Genomic DNA, 18,046 nt, shown 5'->3' on the forward strand with positions numbered 1-18,046 from the left:
CGAACTCTTAAGAGCGGGGGTTCTTGCGGAGTATCTTCCATTTAAACCAACTGATCTTCCTACCCGTTCTCTGCAGGGCATCTACATCCGCTCAGCACGATCGCATTCAGGTTCGTGCATTGTGCCAGCCAATCCTTTCAGGAAGTAGCATGGACTATCAGATCATTCTGCTTGAACTCTAGACGAAACACGAAACCGTGAACTCTACTCAATCAGCAGGCCACAGTCGTCAGCCTTAACCGACACGGTCATTTTCAACATAGCTCAGCTTTATCACGATCAGATATCGAGCGGACTCCCATCGACAACTTCTTTCATAACGAAGAAAGTTCGGGTCTGGCGGACACCAGGCAGGGCGAGCAACCGGGATGCATGGAACCGATTGAAATCGGCCATATCTTTGACGCGTATCTTCAAAAAATAATCAAAATCTCCGGCAACAAGATAGCAATCCAGAACGGCGGGCATATCACGCACGGCCTGCTCAAAAGTTTCGAAACTGTCCGTGGTCGAACGGTCCAGCACAACACCGACAATAACCAAAGTCGCCAACTCGAGATGCGCCGGTTCAAGCTGAGCACGAATATTGCGGATGTAGCCGTCAGCGATTAGTCGCTGCACTCGCCGGTGGCATGTGGCTGCACTGATGTTAACCCTTTGCGCCATTTCGGCATTTGCCATGCGGCCGTCTTTCTGGAGCAGCCGCAGGAGACGCCGGTCGATCCGATCCAGCTCCTCAAGCATGAAAGAATATTCCATATTTATTATAAAGATTCACTTTTTCTTCCTTATTACCGATAAAATATAAAACATACATCATTCTTATATCAAACTATGAAAGCACATTTCATATCGAATGTGACATATTTTTCGTGTTTTCCATCTGGAGAAGGCGATCATGCTCAACCTGGCCCGCTACGAACGTTATCCGCTCACATTTGGTCCCACCCCGATCGAATATCTGCCCCGCCTGACAGACTTCCTCGGTGGGGATGTCAAAATTTATGCCAAGCGCGAGGACTGTAATTCCGGTCTGGCTATGGGCGGCAATAAACTGCGCAAACTGGAATATATCGTACCGGATGCGATTGCCTCCGGAGCCGACACCCTTGTTTCCATCGGTGGCGTACAGTCCAACCACACCCGACTGGTTGCGGCCGTTGCAGCAAAAATTGGCATGAAATGTCACGTCATTCAGGAAAGCTGGGTTCCGCATGACGATGCTGTCTATGACCGTGTCGGTAATATTCTGATGACCCGTCTGATGGGAGCAGAGTCTCAGCTCGTCGACGAAGGGTTCGATGTCGGTATTCGGGACAGTTGGCTGAATGCCATGGAAGAGATCAAAGCAAAAGGCGGAAAACCTTATGCCATTCCGGCGGGTGCATCGGTACATAAGTATGGCGGGCTGGGATATGTAGGCTTCGCGGAGGAAGTCCGGGCTCAGGAAGCCGAAATGGGTGTGAAGTTCGATTTTATCATTGTCTGCACAGTTACCGGTTCGACACATGCCGGCATGATCGTGGGTTTTGCCGATGATGGACGCGCCCGACAGGTTATCGGCATTGATGGCTCATTTACACCGAAGCAGGTGAAAGCGCAGGTGCTCGATATTGCGCAGAAAACCTCAGCACTGGTGGATGGTCCTGCCATAGCCGGTGATGATGTCGTTCTGATTGAAGATTACGCTTATCCTGCCTATGGCGTGCCTTCAAAAGAAACAGTCGAAGCTATGCGGATCGCTGCGCGTACAGAGGCGATGATCACGGACCCTGTCTATGAAGGAAAATCGATCCAAGGGCTGATCGATCTTGTGAAAAAGGGGTTCTTTCCAAAGGGCTCTAAAGTTCTCTATGCCCATCTTGGCGGAGCTCCCGCGATCAATGGATACAGCTACACATTCCGTAACGGATAATGGCTGCCTGTAAGAAACAAAAGGCATAGGTTCCCCTTGCCTCTTGTGTACTGAGCGATCAGCCTCAAAAAAGGCTCTACTCTTTGTATCTTTCGGGGCTTTCCCCGAAAGATACTCCCGGGCAAAGCCACCAACCCGGATCAGACAGCAACAGGGACAGGCTGAAGATCCGGCCCGACATCGTCAGGAATTGGACAGATGTAGGGCTGGATTTTAAGCCGCTCTGCGTGATCAGCTTTGGCGGCATCAAGTAGCGCTTTGTCGCGAATAATATCCGTGGCAGTAGCCGCCATGATTTTGGCAACATGCACCATGCCTTTATGGGCAATCTTCGACTTTCCCTGGGCGGTCATCTGCCAGGAGTGAAGCTGTGTGCCGATAGCGCAGGTAGCGCCAAGAGCCTGAACAGTGGGAACGGTCCAGCTGACATCACCGACATCGGTAGACCCCATGGAAGCACGACCACCAATAAGCGGCAGGATGAAATCGGCAAGTGACGTATCACGCGGCGTCTGGCCAACAAGACGGAACGCAGGTGTGACATTCGATGTGCTCATCGAGTGCGATACAGGTGGAGGCCGTTGCGGCGTTCAGACACCGGATGAAGCCATTGCGCTGGCCTCGGCACTGAAAGGTGGAGCACGGTTTGCCGGGCTGATGACATATCCTGCAGCAGGCGGAACAAAAGAAATGGCTGAACGACTGGCTGAAATTCTGGCCAGTTTTGAAAAAGCCAGCATTGACGTAAAGACTGTTTCAGCCGGCGGTACACCCGATCTGTGGAAGGCGCATACGGTTCCCGGTGTAACCGAATACCGGCCAGGGACTTACATTTATATGGATCGCTCACAGGTTGCTGTCGGCGCAGCGACACCAGATGACTGTGCCCTGACAATCCTGGCAACGGTCGTGAGCAAACCCTTGTCCGACCGTGCAATTATTGACGCGGGATTCTTCGTTCGGAAAACGGACTTCCGGAAATTGGTGAACAGGTTCGGATCGTCCCGAATCATGCCTGCGTCGTGAGCAACATGTTCGATACGGTTTATCTGGTGTCCGGAGAGCGTGTCATCGATGCGCTCCCGGTCGTAGCTAGAGGGCGCGTTGTCTGATCTACCAAGATCAGAAAGATTATGTCTCTCTACAAGTTTCAAGGTAAAGAGCCAAAACCCTGTTTTGGTGCATTATAAGTTTACAAAAAATAATTTTTTTTGAAAGGCTAGCGTTATGACAAAGAAAGTTTTCGGCACATCGCATGTTCCTCTGTCTCCAGCCGTCCGCGCTGGCGATTTTGTGTATGTCTCTGGTCAGGTTCCTGTGAAGGACGGTAAAATCGTCGAGGGCGATGTCTCGGTGCAAACGGCAGTGGTTCTCGATAATATCAAAGCTCTTCTTGAAGAGACCGGATGCACGATGTCCGATGTCATCAAAACTTTTGTGATACTGACCGATAAGAAGGACTTTGCCGTCTTTAACACTGTCTATGCATCGTATTTTCCGAGCGAGCCTCCCGCCCGCACGACAGTCGAATCCGGCCTGATGGTTGATATTACTGTCGAAATTGATGCCATCGCATATAAGCCACTCTGAACGAAAGCAGAGACCTGCGCCATGAAGGTATTTGTCGCGTCTCTCGCCACGGAGACCAATACGTTCTCGCCCGTTCCTACGGATCGCGCGAGTTTCCAGACAGCGTTTTACGCGGCGCCTGGTCATCATCCGGTAACACCAACACTGTGTTCGGCTGCTTTTACTGTCCTCCGTGACCGAGCCTTAGCGGAAGACTTTGAACTGATCGAAGGAACCGCTACCTGGGCAGAGCCAGGAGGACTGGTGCAACGCCAAACTTATGAGTCCCTGCGCGACGAAATTCTGGATCAGTTACGCGCTGCCTTGCCTGTTGACGCGGTGGTGCTCGGGCTGCATGGCGCGATGGTGGCGCAGGGCTATGACGACTGCGAAGGCGATCTGGCTCATCGCGTCCGTCAGATCGCTGGCCGGAACGCAGTGATTGGTGCGACTTTCGATCCCCACAGTCATTTGACCCCAAAACGTGTCGAGAATCTCGACATTCTTAATGCTTTCCTTGAATTTCCTCATACTGATTTCGTTGAACGAGCTGAGCAAGTGGTAGACCTCGTCCTGCGGGCCGCACGGGGTGAGATTAGGCCGGTTATTTCTGTATTCGACTGCCGGATGATTGACGTGCTTCCGACCAGTCAGCAACCTATGCGGGGTTTTGTCGATAGCCTTAAAGCTCTGGAACATCAGTCTCCGATATTGAGCGCGTCACTGATTCATGGTTTTCTGGCCGGAGATGTGCCGGAAATGGGCGCAAGAATTGTTATTGTGACCGATAATGCGGCTGAGTTCGGCGAGAGACTTGCGCATAAAAAAGGCATGGAACTTTTCGCGCTACGTGGCAGAACGCGGATGACGCAGCACAGCATCATTGATGCACTCATAGCAGCGCGTGATCTGCTTGCAGGCGACGTAACCCAAGCCATCGTTCTGGCGGATACATGGGACAACCCAGGGGGTGGAGTGGCCGGTGATGGCACGCTCATTCTGAAGGCACTGCTGGATGCAGGCATGGACGACATTGCCGTTGCGACCATCTGGGACCCAATTGCCGTGACTTTTTGTCACGCGGCCGGTGAAGGTGCGCGTATTCAGCTTCGGTTTGGCGGCAAAAGCGGACCTGGAGCTGGCGATCCGATTGATGCGACTGTAACGGTGCTGAAAGCTGTTTCCGAAGCCTGGGAGAGTTTTGGAAAAAGCCGTGTACCACTTGGGCCTTCCGCTGTGGTACGGATTGAAGGTACGCATATCGACATTATTCTGAATACCAACCGGACACAGACATTCGATCCCGATATCTTCTCTGGTATAGGGATTGATATCACGACGAAGAAAATTCTGGTCGTGAAATCGACAAATCACTTCTACGCAGCCTTCGAGCCCGTTGCGGCAGCGATCTTGTACGTCGATGCCGGGACGCACTATCCGTCAGACGCACGCCGGACAAATTATAGAAAACTCACCCGGCCGCTCTGGCCAATTGTCGAAAATCCTCACGGGACATGACCGGACAGATCAAAGCGGCAGACACCCTCTTGTTAATATGTAGAAAAACAATGGGACTAATCGAAGGCTTTTTTCTTCCTTCTTATTATCAGTCCGCTAACTAACGCCTGTTATCTGATATGCTTTAAATTGTAACAGAGTAAACTGGATCAAACAGATGACGAATTTATAGTCGCGTTTGACGGATTAAATCCTTCTCCAATGTTCTCGCTACCGGTGCCAGCAGGTAGGGCCAATATCCCAAAATTAACGCTACACCGCAGGCAGTAAGCGACATCAGGCTGGCCCACAATAGAAATCCGAACCCGCCCCCTTCATTCTGGACAGCAATAACCAGAGCAAGAACCAGCAGCAGTATCGCCACCAACCGCACTTGCGTCGCGCGGCGAGGTGGCAGTTCTGCAGTGCCCGTCGCGCGACGGTGCACAAATTGCGTCAGCACCAACAGCGCAAAGCCGACAAACAGCATCAGACCAAGGCCGAAGGAAAACAGGCAATCCACCATCAGATAGCCTCCCCTCTAGCCGAACGGATGACGACCGCTCTATGTCGCACGCGGCGAGACAGGTAAAGCGCCGTCAGAAAAGACAACGCAGCCCCAACCAGTAACAGCGCATCCATGCCGCCTACAGGCCACAGATAGCGCACAAAGAATGTTCTTAGCGGATGGTCCCCTGTGGTGATCCAATTCAGCACCGCTGCTGCACTTGCCAGAAGGCCTATTGCGACACATTGCGCGATCCAGACCTGCCGGGGCCGGAGCCAGCCATGCACGCACGCCGCAAGCCAGACCAAATAGAAAGCGCTGACTTCCAGAGACGCACGCTCCAAACCACAAAAGCGCGCTCCGTCCGGCAACAAGCGGTTGGCAATAAAGAATGCCAGTGTCGCAAGGATAATCCCCGTAATGGAACCCGCGGCTATCCCCTCCACCAAGCGGAAACCGATCTGTGTCCCTTGCCTCTTTCGCCGTGATTCCAGCCAGAACAGGAAACCGGTCGCGATCAAAACGCAGCTACCCAGCCCCAGCAGAAAATAGAGCCAGCGTAACACCCATTGACGAAACTCGATCAAATGTAATCCGCTCAGAAAACGCTGTGCCCGCATGATCGGTGTCAGGCGGGATGCTCTTGAGATAAGTTGTCCTGTGGGGCCATCGAACGCTATGACATCTCTATCAACAACGACCTGCCTCTCACTTCCGCGAAAAAAAGCAATCCGGCTTGTCGTCATTCCGGGATTGGCCACCAGAACCAGATGGGGATTATCCCCGCCCCACACAGAACGGGCCCGCATGGCTGCCTCATCCAGCGAAACCACCGGCGCCCCGGGTTTTCCATGTTTTACGGATAGAAATGAAAGACCATTTGACTCAAAGAAGTAAGCGCGCGTGTTTGGATACACTGCGTTCACACCGGCAGGAAAATAGGTAGCCCCCAAAATAACCAGTCCGGAAAATGTTAGAATAACGTGAAAGGGTAAGCCGAGAACACCGGAAATATTATGAAGGTCCAATAACATCCGCCGGGGGTTCGCATGTGGCCGGAATGTGAAGAAATCCACAAATATCTTGCGATGAATGATTACGCCGGTAATGCACAGGGCAAGCATTGCCATGGAAGCCAGCCCTACTATCCATTCACCCGAATTCATAAGCTCAATGTTAAGAGTGTAATGAAATGGAAAAATAAATTCAGTCGCCCCCAATGTCCCAGAATCCGGCAACATGTGTCCCGTTACGGGATCAATATCACGACTGATCATTTTTTTTCTGGTGCCGTAGCGCGTGTGAAACACTGCATCCCGATCACTCGGGAGCGTGACGTTCCAGAACGACGCTTTCGCCGCGATTGCTTCATCAAGTGACGAACGGAAACGCTCAAGCGGCAATAGAGTGTGGGCAGGTGCTACACGTGTCGCCGGTTTCATCCAAAGGTCAATCTCACTATCGAAGACCGAAAGCGTACCCATCCAGAAAATTGCAAAAAGAATGCTTCCCAGAACCACACCTGCCCATGTGTGCAACCAGCCCATGGAACGACGGAAATCCTGTTTCATCACTTAGCGTCCGTGCGCAACGAAGGAACTAAACCCATAACCACAGACAATAAGCAGCAAGAACACTGCGGCAGACCGCCACAAGGTCGTTTCAGCGAAGACCCAGAGCAAGAGGCAGAGATAAAGGACAAAAACGAACATGATCCCCAATGTGACAGCATCTGAGCGCGACATACCCAAAGCCACAAGAAGAAAACAGAAAATTTCCATAACCGCGGAGGAAGCAAAATAGCCTCCGCCCACGGCAAGAAGGATCCGGGCCACGACTTTCAGCCAGGAGCTGGACATCAGAAATCAGCCATGACCGCAAAACGGACTGTTCTGGGGGCGCTTAAGGACAGATAATTATACCCTCCTGAATTCCAGTAACGTTCGTTAGTTATGTTATCGACATTGAGAAGAAACGAGAGTTTTCCGTCTTTGGACGCGGGGTTCTTCATCGCATAACGCGCACCCATGTCCAATCTTACCCATCCGGGTATACTTCTACGATTGGCTCCTGTTTCGATATATTCCGAATGCGTGTACATAACATCGGCCGTGACTGAAAGACCCCTGACGAACGGTAGATCGTAATCCAGACCCATATTGAAATTAAGGGGCGATGCATTGGCAGCCCGCTGACCATCCGTGGCACCACCTTGGGTATGTGTAAGGATTGGATCCAGAAGCATCACGCCACCCGTGGCACGCAATCCATGCACAATTTCCCCAGCTATATTCAGTTCCAGCCCCCGATTACGCTGCCGCCCATTGACAGACATTGTGTTGGTATTGACATCCGTAACCGTGCTTGGCTGCGATATCTGGAACACATCAAAAGTTACAATAAATTTTTTCAAATCCGCTTTTACGCCAACTTCATACTGGGTCGATTTATAGGGTGCAAAAATCTGTCCTGAATTGGCATAAGTTGAGGCAACAACAGTTCCCTGCTGGAGCCCCTGAATCCAGTTACCGTAAATCGAGACATTCTTCAGAGGCTTGAAGACCGCAAGCACAGAAGGGCTGACCGCTGTTCTGTCATAGACGCCGGTTTTTGTTCCGACATGGTCCGAACCGGTATTCGCACTTTGAACGCGCTGGACCCGCAGACCTGCCGTTACCTGGATACGTTTGTCCAGTGCCGAAATCGTATCCACAAAGGCGAGGCTTGATAATGTGGAAACACTTGTTGTCCCGACATGATTGGGAACAGATATCTGGTTTCCTGAAGAAAACGTCCCTGCCCCATTATAAATATTAAGATTATATGCTGGGAGTCCCGTATTGACGCCAAACAGACGCCCGAAATCAAGATCAAGGCGATTAGCCGAGAATGCCAGGTCCTGCGTGACGGGACCGCTAACAACTTTGCCGCGCACACCCACTTCCGCAGTCAGGTAACGAGCACGTTGACCGACCCCGATGGGCGTAGCCCCCCTTGAATCCCCTTGTAGATCATTGACGACTATCTGCTGGAAATACGCGCCTTTGAGGGAGTAGTCATGAACACCGACGCTACCATATGCTGTAAAATTTCGGAAAAGATCAAACTCTCCACGGAAAACACCAAATATGTCTTCTCCGTGCAGATAAGTGCCGGGTAAATTAAAATTTCTTTTCGCCCGAGCGGCATCCGGAACGGGAATGCCGGATGCAAGTTGAAAAAATGGGAGAACGCCCTCAATGTCTCGATACTGATAGCCAAAATCTGTTGACAACCGAAGACGGTGAAGCCGCAGATCCACTCCCGCTCCAACCAAGGCCGTCTTCATGGCGTTATAGGGAATTGCGGTGGGTCCGGAACGGATCATACCATTCACACGAACACCAAGCTGCTTCTCTTTACCAAAACGCCGGCCAACATCGGCATGGCCACCAAATTGCGCATTGGATGTATAATCCGCCTCAATTTTTGAAAGTGGCTTATCCCCTGCACGCTTGGGGACAATGTTGACAACACCCCCAACCGCACCACCAGGCGACATACCATTGAGTAACGCAGCAGGACCGCGAAGCACTTCCACCCGTTCAGCCAGTTCGGCTGTAATGCCACCAAAAGGCATCATTCCGTAAAGGCCACCATAGGATATATCCACGTTATCAATATTGAAGCCGCGTATCTGCAACCGCTCCACCCCGGCGCTGCCGGTTGCGAACCCGGCTCTCACTGAGGGATCATCCTTCAATGCATCACGAATGCTTCTGATCTGACGCTTTTCGATAAATTCTTCCGTATAGCTTGTCTGATTGAACGGCGTATCCATCACATCCCGGTTGCCCAGCATCCCGAGCTGGCCGCCCCGCGCAATCTCGCCACCCGGCAGGGCTGATGGCAGATTGCCAATCATGGCTGTAGCAGGAACACGACTTTGCATATTTCCTGCAACGCGCACCGGACCAAGCATAATAGCGGTAGAAGCAGGAACAATCTTGTAAGCATGTGCTCCATCGGGCAGATATGTCAGCCCGGTTCCGTTCAAAAGACGTGCAAGCGCTTCAGATGGAGCGAAGCGTCCATGAAGGCCACCGGTTGTCCTGCCTGCAAGCATCGGGGCCTGTGAGGTCAGAGGAGCATGGGCCTGCGTGCTGAAAGCCACAAGTGCATCTGACAGAGAACCTGCAGGAATATTGAAGGTCGTTGCTGGCACAGCGGAAGGCGTCGCGCTACCCGGCTTACTGGAAATCAGCGTTTGCGCACAGGCCTTACGTGTTATCAATGGTGTCAGGGCAGTGCAGGCGGCCAGAAACAACAGAGCCGCAGACACGCCACGCCCTGACACGCTGCCTGCAGGAAAGGTGTCAGCAGAGAGACGTTCAGCGAGGAAAACAGTCTCATCACATTGACGCTGCTTGGCCCAAGACCGTTTTATCAAGAGACTTTTTCCGGGAATGCGGGATACCGCTGCCCGCGTTACGGGAAAAAGCGTCTGAGGGTTAACAAGAGGTCTCATCGTCGCGGCGTCTTCCATCCTGTGCGGTCGTGCCAGTCTTCATAATGCAAGTCATTTGCATTATTGGCTTTCACTTAGATAGATATGGCAACGATGCGTTTTTTCCCTTTTCCAAGATATTTTTTTGGAAGAAGTTGGCCGATTTATTCATAACCATTTGATATATTTATGGAATTTATTGTTTCTCTTGATTGCTGTAGCCACTGCATAGATCAGGCGTAAAGGCAGCATGGGCAAAAGATGTCCGTCGTCTCCAATGCCTTCACACCAGAAACCTGCAAACGGATCAGAAATAGATCGACCTCAGGGAATGTGACGGTCTCTGCCCTGCCTGATCACAGGACAGTTTCCGGGATTACACGTTACTTGAAATTGTCCTGCATCCCCGATGTGGACAACACCGTAACGCGGTGGGCAACAAAATTGTTTCCAGTCCACGCAGGAAGTCCAAACAGAAATTACCTATCATCAATGACGTCTTTTAAGGCTCTTGCCACAGGCACCGCAGAAAAAGGTAAAAATAACTCTTCACGGGCCGGTAACAATATCGACCCAAGACATCAACGATGACACTTTCCCGCCATACGCATCGACAATCAGACGCAATGATGCTTCGGGCTGGTGCAGATCATATGTTCCAGTCACCCGCTTCTGCGACAAGGTATGGTCGGCCAAGATTATCTTGGTTGCTGTCCATGGTCGAAGAGCTGCAACCAGATCGGCGATGGTGTCGTTGCGTGCAATCAACGTCCCGCCTCGCCAAGCTCCCACGACCGCGCTGGGAACCATGCCTCTCGTCACATCGCCAATGCTTATCCGCTCCCACTCTCCAGCAGAAAGATCCCGATCGACAACCCCGGATCGGCGGGAGGCCACATGCACCCTCCCCTCCTGCACGGCTACGGTAGTCGTGTTGCTCTTCGTCTGGACATCGAAAACCGTGCCAATATCCGTCACCGTGACGTCGCCAGCCGTTACACGAAAAGGGCGAGCTGCGTCATGGTGAACCTGGAACAACGCTTCCCCTTGAAGCAGGCGAATACGCCGTTCAGAAGCGTTCATCGTGATTGAAACGGCAGCACGAGGAGCGAGTATAACCTCACTCCCATCATCCAGATGAATGTCACGTGTCTCGGAAACAGGCGCATAGCTGTCTGCTCTGAGCCTCACAATCATGTCGGGCGTGATGAATGTCAGCGCGGCAAAAGCCGCCGCCAGCGCCAACGCACAACCCGGTAGAAGCTTTTTAGCAGCAAAACGTGCGCGCTTCTGCCTCGCAAAGCTACGAGGCGTAGGGGGGCGAGCCAGCGCACGAGAGGGAGACCCGACCGCTGCCATGACAGAAGCCGTCTCGTTCATGTCGGCCCATGCCTGTGCGTGCGCCGGATCACTTGCCAACCACTCTCTGAAACGGCGTTTCAGATCTTCGTCATTCGGGTCCTCGCGGAGAAAAAGATACCAGGCAGCGGCGGCATGGGCTGGCGTTTTCCGTTCAGTCATAACGAGCAATGCCTCCCATGGCGCACAAGGATAGCCGACCTGATCTCGCGCATGGAGCGGAAGCCGAAGAGCCATCTATTCTTACAGACACGCAGCGGAGACGTTTTTTCCGTCGATTTCGAAATCTCACGCGACGCTACAGCCCTTCTTTGCGGACGCGATCACAAATCACCATGCCGTCCTCAATAAGGCTATGGACACGCGTTACGGACAACCCAAGATGAGCGGCAATTTCCCGTAGTTTCAGCCCCTCAAAATGGTACAGACAGATTGCCTGCCGCTGACGCGGATCGGGCATGCTGGCAATCGCGTCCAGAATGCGCTTCATGGCTTCACGAGAGGCCACGTTTTCTTCTGGCGTTACCTGCCCGTCAGCCATTTCTGCCGTCACGGCTTCAAAGTCCGTGCCGGCTGCGCCCTCCAACCCCTGCCTGCGCACGCGGGTAATCACCAGATTGCGGACCATGGTCCGAAGATAATTCAGGGGTGCTGAGATTGTCTCAATCTGCTGGCGGCTGAACAATAGCCACACATCCTGAACGATATCCTCAGCAGCCGTCTTATCTCCTGAAAGACGGGCTGCGTAAGAGAGAAGGCTGGCCCTATGTGTCTGATAGAGTTCCAGCGATGTGCGCTTCCGGTCCAACGCAAGGCCCCCTCCAGAGGCTTCAATCGCCACCGGTCAGATGCAGAGTTGAGATTATTTCTCAACGCGATGCCATAAACCGCACCATTTAGCAATCATAGCAGGGGCGCTTAACCAGCAAAGGAGGCATTCTGGTAACTGGTTCACAAGGAAGGTGAGTGCCTGAGAAATCCCATGGCTTTGCACATTTGGGCTGGACCGCACGAAGCGGCCAGACCATAAGTTCTCAGGGCAAATCAGCACATGGCTGACTCAACAACCGGATTATACCACTCCCATTGCTGGATCGGTTTGTCCCGGATGCCCTGTCTCAACCCGACCGGCAAACTGCCACCGGAAATCGCTATCATCTGGGCTGGTCAACACAATATCATACCACATTGAGGACTTTGCCAGATCGAACGCAACTTCGGTGCTTTGCCCCGGTGACAGCGTGATGGCTTTCGGTTCTTCCTGCCCTTTCATCACGCTGACAATATTCGCCGTCTTACTCCCCCGATTAGTCAGGCGCAGGATAAGGTCCTTCTTTCTGGCACGCAGGTAATGGGCTTCCGTATGAAGCTGAAGACCTTTCAATCGGCCTTTGTAAGCCCTGTAAAAGCCATTCGGTGCATGAACTGAAACATCATACAATCCATTCTTGAAAGAGGACGCGTCGAAAGCCGTATTCAACGTATCACCCGCCGCGACGGCATACGTAGCCGCTTGCATGCCGGAAGCAGTCTTAACGTCATGACAGTACACATTGAACGGCAGGCCTGCTGCACGGCTTCCATGAAGGCCCTTCCCCGCACGCAGACGCAGAGCAATTACGTCTCCGCTTTGTTCGAGCCCGCCATCACAGTAGGGCTCATAGGGCAAAGCGCTGGCGGGGCGGGTGCCAGGCTCCTGCTGGACAGTCTTGCGAACGTCTGCGGGAGCGGCACGCAGCGCGGAGACCTCAGGAGCAGCAAGGGCGCGGAATCCACCCGGCATAGGTCGATCGCGCGCTTCTTCAATCATATGCAAATGAGCATCGCGGTTCAGATACGGTAAGGTCGGGATCGACCCATCATAAGGGCGGAAACACGATGTAAGGTCACCGCTGATCGCGCGCCGCCATGGCGAAATATTGGTCTCCTTAACCGTCTTGCCAAACTTTTCCTCAACAAATGCTTCCAGAAAGCGCAGTGTTGAGGTGTGTTCGAAAAGCTGTGAATTCACCCACCCGCCGCGGCTCCAGGGCGAGGCGACAATCATTGGCACGCGAAAACCTAGGCCAATCGGACCGCTACGCGCCAGATGAGCCGGCACACCCAAATCTATTTCGTCCTTGGCAGTGGTATATTCGAGCCCATCCGGCCCGATGCTTTCCGAGGAGCGACCTGTTTCGGGGCGTTTGGGATCAGATGCAACGTACGAACAACAATGGTCGAAATACCCGTCATTTTCATCGTAAGTGATGATAAAAATGGTTTTCTTCCAGACTTCCGGATTTTCAGTCAGAATGTCCATCACTTCTGACACATACCACGCTCCGTACCACGGAGAGGTCGGGTGATCGGAAAAATGCCCCGGCGCAGAGAGCCAGGAAACCGTTGGCAAATCTCCTGCTTTCACGTCCTGACGGAATTGATGAAGAATATCGCCCTTCGGCGCTTCTATATGCAGAGATTTTTCTCCATCATGAAAGGCCAACTTCTCAAGTTTACGGTAATCTTTATCTCCGCTGTTAATAACGAACGCTTTTTCGAACAGAGCCTGCTCTGAAGGTGTCAGTTTCTCTTTTGTGTGGCCAACAACGGACCGCCTCCGTAGAAGGACATCAAGCAAGGCACGCGCTTCGACCAACTGTTCATTATGAGCCTCGGACACGAGCATCTCCCGGCTATCCAGACGCTCGATATGATTTTGACACTCACTGATCCGGGCCTCAAGCCAGTCTCCAAAACCCGGATTGGCAGAAACACAATACTGATCGAAACATTCCAAAACGTTGGTGCCAAAATTACCAAGCCACGCGCGCTCTGACTCACTCATACCGCCAGTTTGCGTCAGTTCATTCTGATAATATTTCCAGGAAATACCTGCCTGTTCCAACCGTTCGGGAAAGGTGGTCCATGTCATCCCTCCTTCAAGGATTTCACCATTGCGCATATACACCTTTGATGAAGGGTCCTGCTTATCCCTTACCGTTCCGGTCATGAACAACAGACGATTGGGTGTGGTGCTGGTCATTGCGCCACAATAATTCTGGTCACATACAGTAAAGGCGTCAGCCAGAGCATAGTAGAAGGGAAGGTCTTCGCGTGTGTAATACCCCATCGTCAGTGGATATTTGTCATATCCCTTGTGATGCGACTTTTTGGCGTCAATCCACTGATCATGACCACCGCCGTTCCATGCATCGACCTGACTGTCACGTGAATGAGGGATTGAACCCATCCAGGTCACACGTGTATCCTTGATGTTTAACCGCCAAGGCAGATAAGTCTCGCCCGCTTTGCTGGTTTGCGCAAAAACCGGAACCCCGTCTGGCTGACGTATTGCACGCGGGTCATTAAATCCGCGAACACCTTGAAGAGTGCCGAAAACATGATCAAATGACCGGTTTTCCTGCATAAGAATAACAACATGGTCCGCATCTTTCCATGTCGAACCGACGTCCGGCGCAATGGCAAAAGCCCGGCGGATGGATGAAGGCAACGCCGAAGCCGATCCGGCTGCGGCACCGGACAAGAGGGCGTATTTCAAAAAATCTCTACGTGTTGTCACTGTCCTACCCTCTCGTCCATCTTATGAAAAAATTTTAGATTGGTTAACGTGGTGTAGCAAGCTGCGTGCATTCTCTACGGGAAGATATGTCTTGGCACAAAAACATATCATTCCCGCCTTACCTTTCCAGACTGCTCTCATCAAATCAGGCTGAGCCAATTTTCAGAGCCCTACCCCATGCACCATTAAAAGTCTGCGGAAATGGTACCCATGGCAACGAATGGAGAGCCAATCACATAGGTCGGGCTCGACCCTTTGATCGTTGTTCCAAACACACCCTTTTGCGTGGTAGCCGCGGCTGTATATCCATACATTGAAGACAAGTAGTGTTCATCCCCCATGTTAACGAGATTGAGTTTGATTTTGGGGGTCACGTGCCCAATCTTCGGCAGGGTTCTGCCAACACCAAGATTGGCAGTGATGTAACCGGGAATATGCTGGTCGTTCATGAGTGTTGCATACTGCGAACCGGTATAGGACAAAGTAAAGTTACCAAACCACTTGCCGTCATTATAGGTCAGACCCAGTGAACCAGAGTATTTGGGGGCGCCAACTTCCTCTTTCCCTTTCGTGCGCAGATAATCCCCACTATAGGCAATGTTATTGCCGTTTCTGGTGTGCATATACTGGCCGGAAGCATAGGCACTGATATGGTGCCAGGGGCGTGTTGCGATTTCAGCCTGCACACCATAGGCCTCCATCCCACCTGCGTTGATCAACTGGGAGATGGTAGAAGTAGAGCCTTCCACGTAGCTTTGCGCGGAAATCTGATGGTTGGTTACATTATAATGGAAACCCGCAACATTGGCCATGAAAAGCCCGTTATAGCGATACCCGAGTTCCTCGGTGATCATATATTCAGGCTTGTAATCAGCCAACGGCAGAGACTGTGCCTTGCCAGTTGTACGACTATATGATGCAAGCTGCGAGCTTAGCGAGCCCGGAAGGTGATATCCAGTTGTTCCGTTAACGTAAATCTGATGATGGGAATTGAAATTATAGTTGATCAACACCTGTGGAGAGGGCACAAAAACGTTCTTGATAGATTTGTAGTTACTGCCCACAACGCCCGGTAGATCCTGTGTATATTACCGGTTTGCCATGGCCATTCTGATGCCACCGTCAATTGTCAGGCGGCCGTTCAGGAAGGACATTTTATCATCAACAGCGAAACTATTAAGCTGCTGCAATCCGTTTTCATTATCTTCGCCAAGCGGAATGCCACCATTGGCCGTCAATGCCGCTCCATTTCCATTCCATTGCCCTTTGCTGTTAACAGGATAGAACCTCATCTGGGCTGCTTCCTGCGCGTAAGAATACCAATACGTCAGGCTAAGTGTATTGAATTTGTGCTGCCAATGCCCCGTCAGCACCAATCCAGACGACAAGGTGTACCAGTTTGAAAGTTCGGCAGTGGTAAGGTTTTTATTTGTCGGATCATATCCGGGAAGATTTTGGTAGTTGTCGAGAGAATTGTAACTCTGAGCACCAACATAACCATTTTTGACAGGAAGAGTCGCCCCATAATAGTAAGGCCCGTGGAATTCGACTGAATAGGCCTGAGCATCAAGACTTAAACCATTCCCAAAACTGAAATGATTCTTCAGCGTCCCGTAAACCGCCCCAGTATTCTTGCCGTTCAGACCAACGTAATGGGTGGCTCCTGGGCTATATTGGTCATCCAGACCATATTTCATCCCATATTTTTTCCAGTTTGCGAGAGAAGGATAGAGCCATTCTCCCTGCGCGGCCTTCGTCCAGCCGAAAATGACTTTTGAATCGCTGCCGGGTGCCCACTGCTTGGTCAGAGCAGAATCAACATGCCATCTTTCAATGTCACCCACACCACGCCACATATCCCCGCGGGAATAAGAGCCAGACGCAAAAGCACGTACGCCAGTATGGCCAATTTCTCCAGTGTCATACCGGATGAAATCCTTGTTTGTTCCGTAGGAACCACCAGACCCCGCAACATGCACATGCTGATGATCCTCAGGACCTCTTATGCTGGCAGAAATCTCGGCACCGGTTGCATTGTATGTGGGAGAATTGATGTCAACTGCCCCCTGCATAACATTGACCTGGCCCATATTTTGGCTGTCAACAAGAGAGGGAGTGTAGGTGCTGTATGTGAAAGGATTAGCAGCAGGCATGCCTTCAAACGTCACGCCAATTTCAGCCTGAGCCATACCGCGAATATGAAGTGTAGAAAAAGAAGTCGTCAGAGGACCTTCGCTTGCTGAAACAACGCCGGGCAACGTCGAAATCAGAGACTCAATAGTGGAAGTCGGCGACTGCATCTCTATATAATTATGAGAAAGTGAACTGACCGTTTTGGCTATTGTGTGCCGCACCATCATGCCACCACCAGCCACTTTGCGGCGTTCAGTTACATCAATGGTTTCGTTTCTATTTTTAGAGCGTGCGGCGTCTTTTTTCTGACTACCTGACGTTTTCTTGTGTGATGGATTTTGATCTGCGCTGCTCTGAGCCCGTGCCGGTATAGCAACGTTCTGGAAACACAAACAGCACGTTGTGAGAAACAAGATTTTTTTCATGGTAGCCCGTCCAATGAACCAAAGGTCGGCCCCCAACTCCCCGAAAACCTTTCTCCGTTCAACCCCATCCAGGAAAGTTCATTATAACAAAACCAAAGTGTCACAGAACTTTAACAATGTTACAAAGGGAAGCAGTTTTATCAAACAATCTGAGGCTTCCGAATATGAACAGATGGATTATTGGACTAACCGATCAGAATCCGGAATGATATTCCAAGGGAGAATCTTACCACTTTTCCCTTGCGGGTTGTTCCAGACTAAGATTCAATCTGTATATATATTGGAATATAGTAGCATTTTCTAACTTCCATGTAATAAATTACTTCTTCAGGATAGCCTTGGGCGCGCGTTGCAGATGCACTATTGGTTCATCCAACCTTTGTTGCCAGCCGTTTGATGAAACGGATAATGCTGAGCAATACGCCTCATATAGGCTCAGGATCACAAAGGTATCCATCTCCGTGGAGCGGAGAAGTAATTTCTCAGCTTCGGCCTGTCTATAAATTTGGGATGAGGATTTTTCAGCGCTGCGCCATTTGAAACATCAGATTATTAGGGCCAATCGACATTCAGGATTTCCAAATAGGCTAAT

15 protein-coding genes are annotated in these 18,046 nt (G+C 51.5%); 5 read left to right on the top strand and 10 right to left on the bottom strand.

Going from position 1 to position 18,046, the window contains the following annotated elements:
• Positions 1 to 279: 279 nt before the first annotated feature.
• Positions 280 to 744 carry an Lrp/AsnC family transcriptional regulator gene (locus AD948_RS08235; protein WP_061471472.1) on the bottom strand — a complete coding sequence of 155 codons (465 nt, stop codon included), beginning with the start codon at positions 742 to 744 and terminating at the stop codon, positions 280 to 282.
• Positions 745 to 898: 154 nt separating this feature from the next.
• Here AD948_RS08235 and AD948_RS08240 point away from each other — a divergent pair, with 154 nt between their 5' ends.
• Entirely contained in the window at positions 899 to 1,915 is a 1,017-nt protein-coding gene (locus AD948_RS08240) for a 1-aminocyclopropane-1-carboxylate deaminase (protein ID WP_061471457.1), read from the top strand.
• 140 nt (positions 1,916 to 2,055) lie between these two features.
• Here AD948_RS08240 and AD948_RS08245 read toward each other — a convergent pair whose 3' ends face one another.
• The gene (locus AD948_RS08245) at positions 2,056 to 2,472 is read right to left on the bottom strand and encodes a zinc-binding metallopeptidase family protein (protein WP_408736060.1); all 417 of its coding nucleotides are present in this window, start codon (positions 2,470 to 2,472) and stop codon (positions 2,056 to 2,058) included.
• On the opposite strand from AD948_RS08245, the gene AD948_RS08250 reads away from it, so the two are divergent.
• The 4 genes from AD948_RS08250 to AD948_RS08260 all read left to right on the top strand — a co-directional run bounded on the left by AD948_RS08250 (position 2,453) and on the right by AD948_RS08260 (position 5,002).
• Positions 2,453 to 2,941, top strand: a complete 489-nt coding sequence (locus AD948_RS08250; RefSeq protein ID WP_061471459.1) for an alanine racemase — start codon at positions 2,453 to 2,455, stop codon at positions 2,939 to 2,941. The two genes, AD948_RS08245 and AD948_RS08250, sit on opposite strands and share 20 nt — an antisense overlap.
• Entirely contained in the window at positions 2,914 to 3,027 is a 114-nt protein-coding gene (locus AD948_RS18970; protein WP_408736061.1) for a hypothetical protein, read from the top strand. Before AD948_RS08250 ends, AD948_RS18970 begins: the two co-directional genes overlap by 28 nt.
• A gap of 115 nt (positions 3,028 to 3,142) precedes the next feature.
• Complete coding sequence (locus tag AD948_RS08255; RefSeq protein ID WP_061471460.1) at positions 3,143 to 3,505, top strand: RidA family protein; 363 nt, start codon at positions 3,143 to 3,145, stop codon at positions 3,503 to 3,505.
• Positions 3,506 to 3,526: 21 nt separating this feature from the next.
• On the top strand, positions 3,527 to 5,002 hold the full coding sequence (locus AD948_RS08260; protein WP_061471461.1) for a M81 family metallopeptidase: 1,476 nt from the start codon (positions 3,527 to 3,529) through the stop codon (positions 5,000 to 5,002).
• Between the two features lie 166 nt (positions 5,003 to 5,168).
• Here AD948_RS08260 and AD948_RS08265 read toward each other — a convergent pair whose 3' ends face one another.
• From AD948_RS08265 to AD948_RS18695, 8 genes are all read right to left on the bottom strand, one after another.
• A complete protein-coding gene (locus AD948_RS08265; protein WP_061471462.1) occupies positions 5,169 to 5,507 on the bottom strand; it encodes a DUF3325 family protein in 339 nt (112 codons plus the stop codon).
• Positions 5,507 to 7,060, bottom strand: a complete 1,554-nt coding sequence (locus AD948_RS08270) for a PepSY-associated TM helix domain-containing protein (RefSeq protein ID WP_061471463.1) — start codon at positions 7,058 to 7,060, stop codon at positions 5,507 to 5,509. The genes AD948_RS08265 and AD948_RS08270 overlap by 1 nt, the downstream gene beginning before the upstream one ends.
• A 287-nt stretch (positions 7,061 to 7,347) precedes the next feature.
• Entirely contained in the window at positions 7,348 to 9,918 is a 2,571-nt protein-coding gene (locus AD948_RS08280) for a TonB-dependent receptor (RefSeq protein ID WP_248845965.1), read from the bottom strand.
• A 606-nt stretch (positions 9,919 to 10,524) separates the two neighbouring features.
• Entirely contained in the window at positions 10,525 to 11,496 is a 972-nt protein-coding gene (locus AD948_RS08285) for a FecR family protein (RefSeq protein WP_061471473.1), read from the bottom strand.
• Positions 11,497 to 11,632: 136 nt separating this feature from the next.
• Positions 11,633 to 12,175, bottom strand: coding sequence for an RNA polymerase sigma factor (locus tag AD948_RS17735; protein ID WP_211264458.1), 543 nt, complete (start codon positions 12,173 to 12,175; stop codon positions 11,633 to 11,635).
• Positions 12,176 to 12,406: 231 nt separating this feature from the next.
• Positions 12,407 to 14,896: a phosphocholine-specific phospholipase C gene (locus AD948_RS08295; protein WP_061471466.1), complete on the bottom strand. Its 2,490-nt coding sequence runs from the start codon at positions 14,894 to 14,896 to the stop codon at positions 12,407 to 12,409.
• Positions 14,897 to 15,081: 185 nt separating this feature from the next.
• Positions 15,082 to 15,924 (bottom strand): TonB-dependent receptor domain-containing protein, encoded by an 843-nt coding sequence (locus tag AD948_RS18690; protein WP_248845966.1) that lies wholly within the window; start codon positions 15,922 to 15,924, stop codon positions 15,082 to 15,084.
• Between the two features lie 60 nt (positions 15,925 to 15,984).
• Complete coding sequence (locus AD948_RS18695; protein ID WP_248845967.1) at positions 15,985 to 17,454, bottom strand: TonB-dependent receptor plug domain-containing protein; 1,470 nt, start codon at positions 17,452 to 17,454, stop codon at positions 15,985 to 15,987.
• Positions 17,455 to 18,046 lie beyond the last annotated feature (592 nt).

The sequence above is a fragment of the Acetobacter senegalensis genome, assembly GCF_001580995.1.
GTDB lineage: Bacteria > Pseudomonadota > Alphaproteobacteria > Acetobacterales > Acetobacteraceae > Acetobacter > Acetobacter senegalensis.

Bases quoted from the DNA above. Each gene is read 5' to 3' on its own strand.
- AD948_RS08255 (WP_061471460.1), top strand. From the start codon at position 3,143: ATGACAAAGAAAGTTTTCGGCACATCGCATGTTCCTCTGTCTCCAGCC.
- AD948_RS08240 (WP_061471457.1), top strand. From the start codon at position 899: ATGCTCAACCTGGCCCGCTACGAACGTTATCCGCTCACATTTGGTCCC.
- AD948_RS08270 (WP_061471463.1), bottom strand. From the start codon at position 7,060: ATGAAACAGGATTTCCGTCGTTCCATGGGCTGGTTGCACACATGGGCA.
- AD948_RS08265 (WP_061471462.1), bottom strand. From the start codon at position 5,507: ATGGTGGATTGCCTGTTTTCCTTCGGCCTTGGTCTGATGCTGTTTGTC.
- AD948_RS08235 (WP_061471472.1), bottom strand. From the start codon at position 744: ATGCTTGAGGAGCTGGATCGGATCGACCGGCGTCTCCTGCGGCTGCTC.
- AD948_RS08245 (WP_408736060.1), bottom strand. From the start codon at position 2,472: ATGAGCACATCGAATGTCACACCTGCGTTCCGTCTTGTTGGCCAGACG.
- AD948_RS18695 (WP_248845967.1), bottom strand. From the start codon at position 17,454: ATGAAAAAAATCTTGTTTCTCACAACGTGCTGTTTGTGTTTCCAGAAC.
- AD948_RS08260 (WP_061471461.1), top strand. From the start codon at position 3,527: ATGAAGGTATTTGTCGCGTCTCTCGCCACGGAGACCAATACGTTCTCG.
- AD948_RS08285 (WP_061471473.1), bottom strand. From the start codon at position 11,496: ATGACTGAACGGAAAACGCCAGCCCATGCCGCCGCTGCCTGGTATCTT.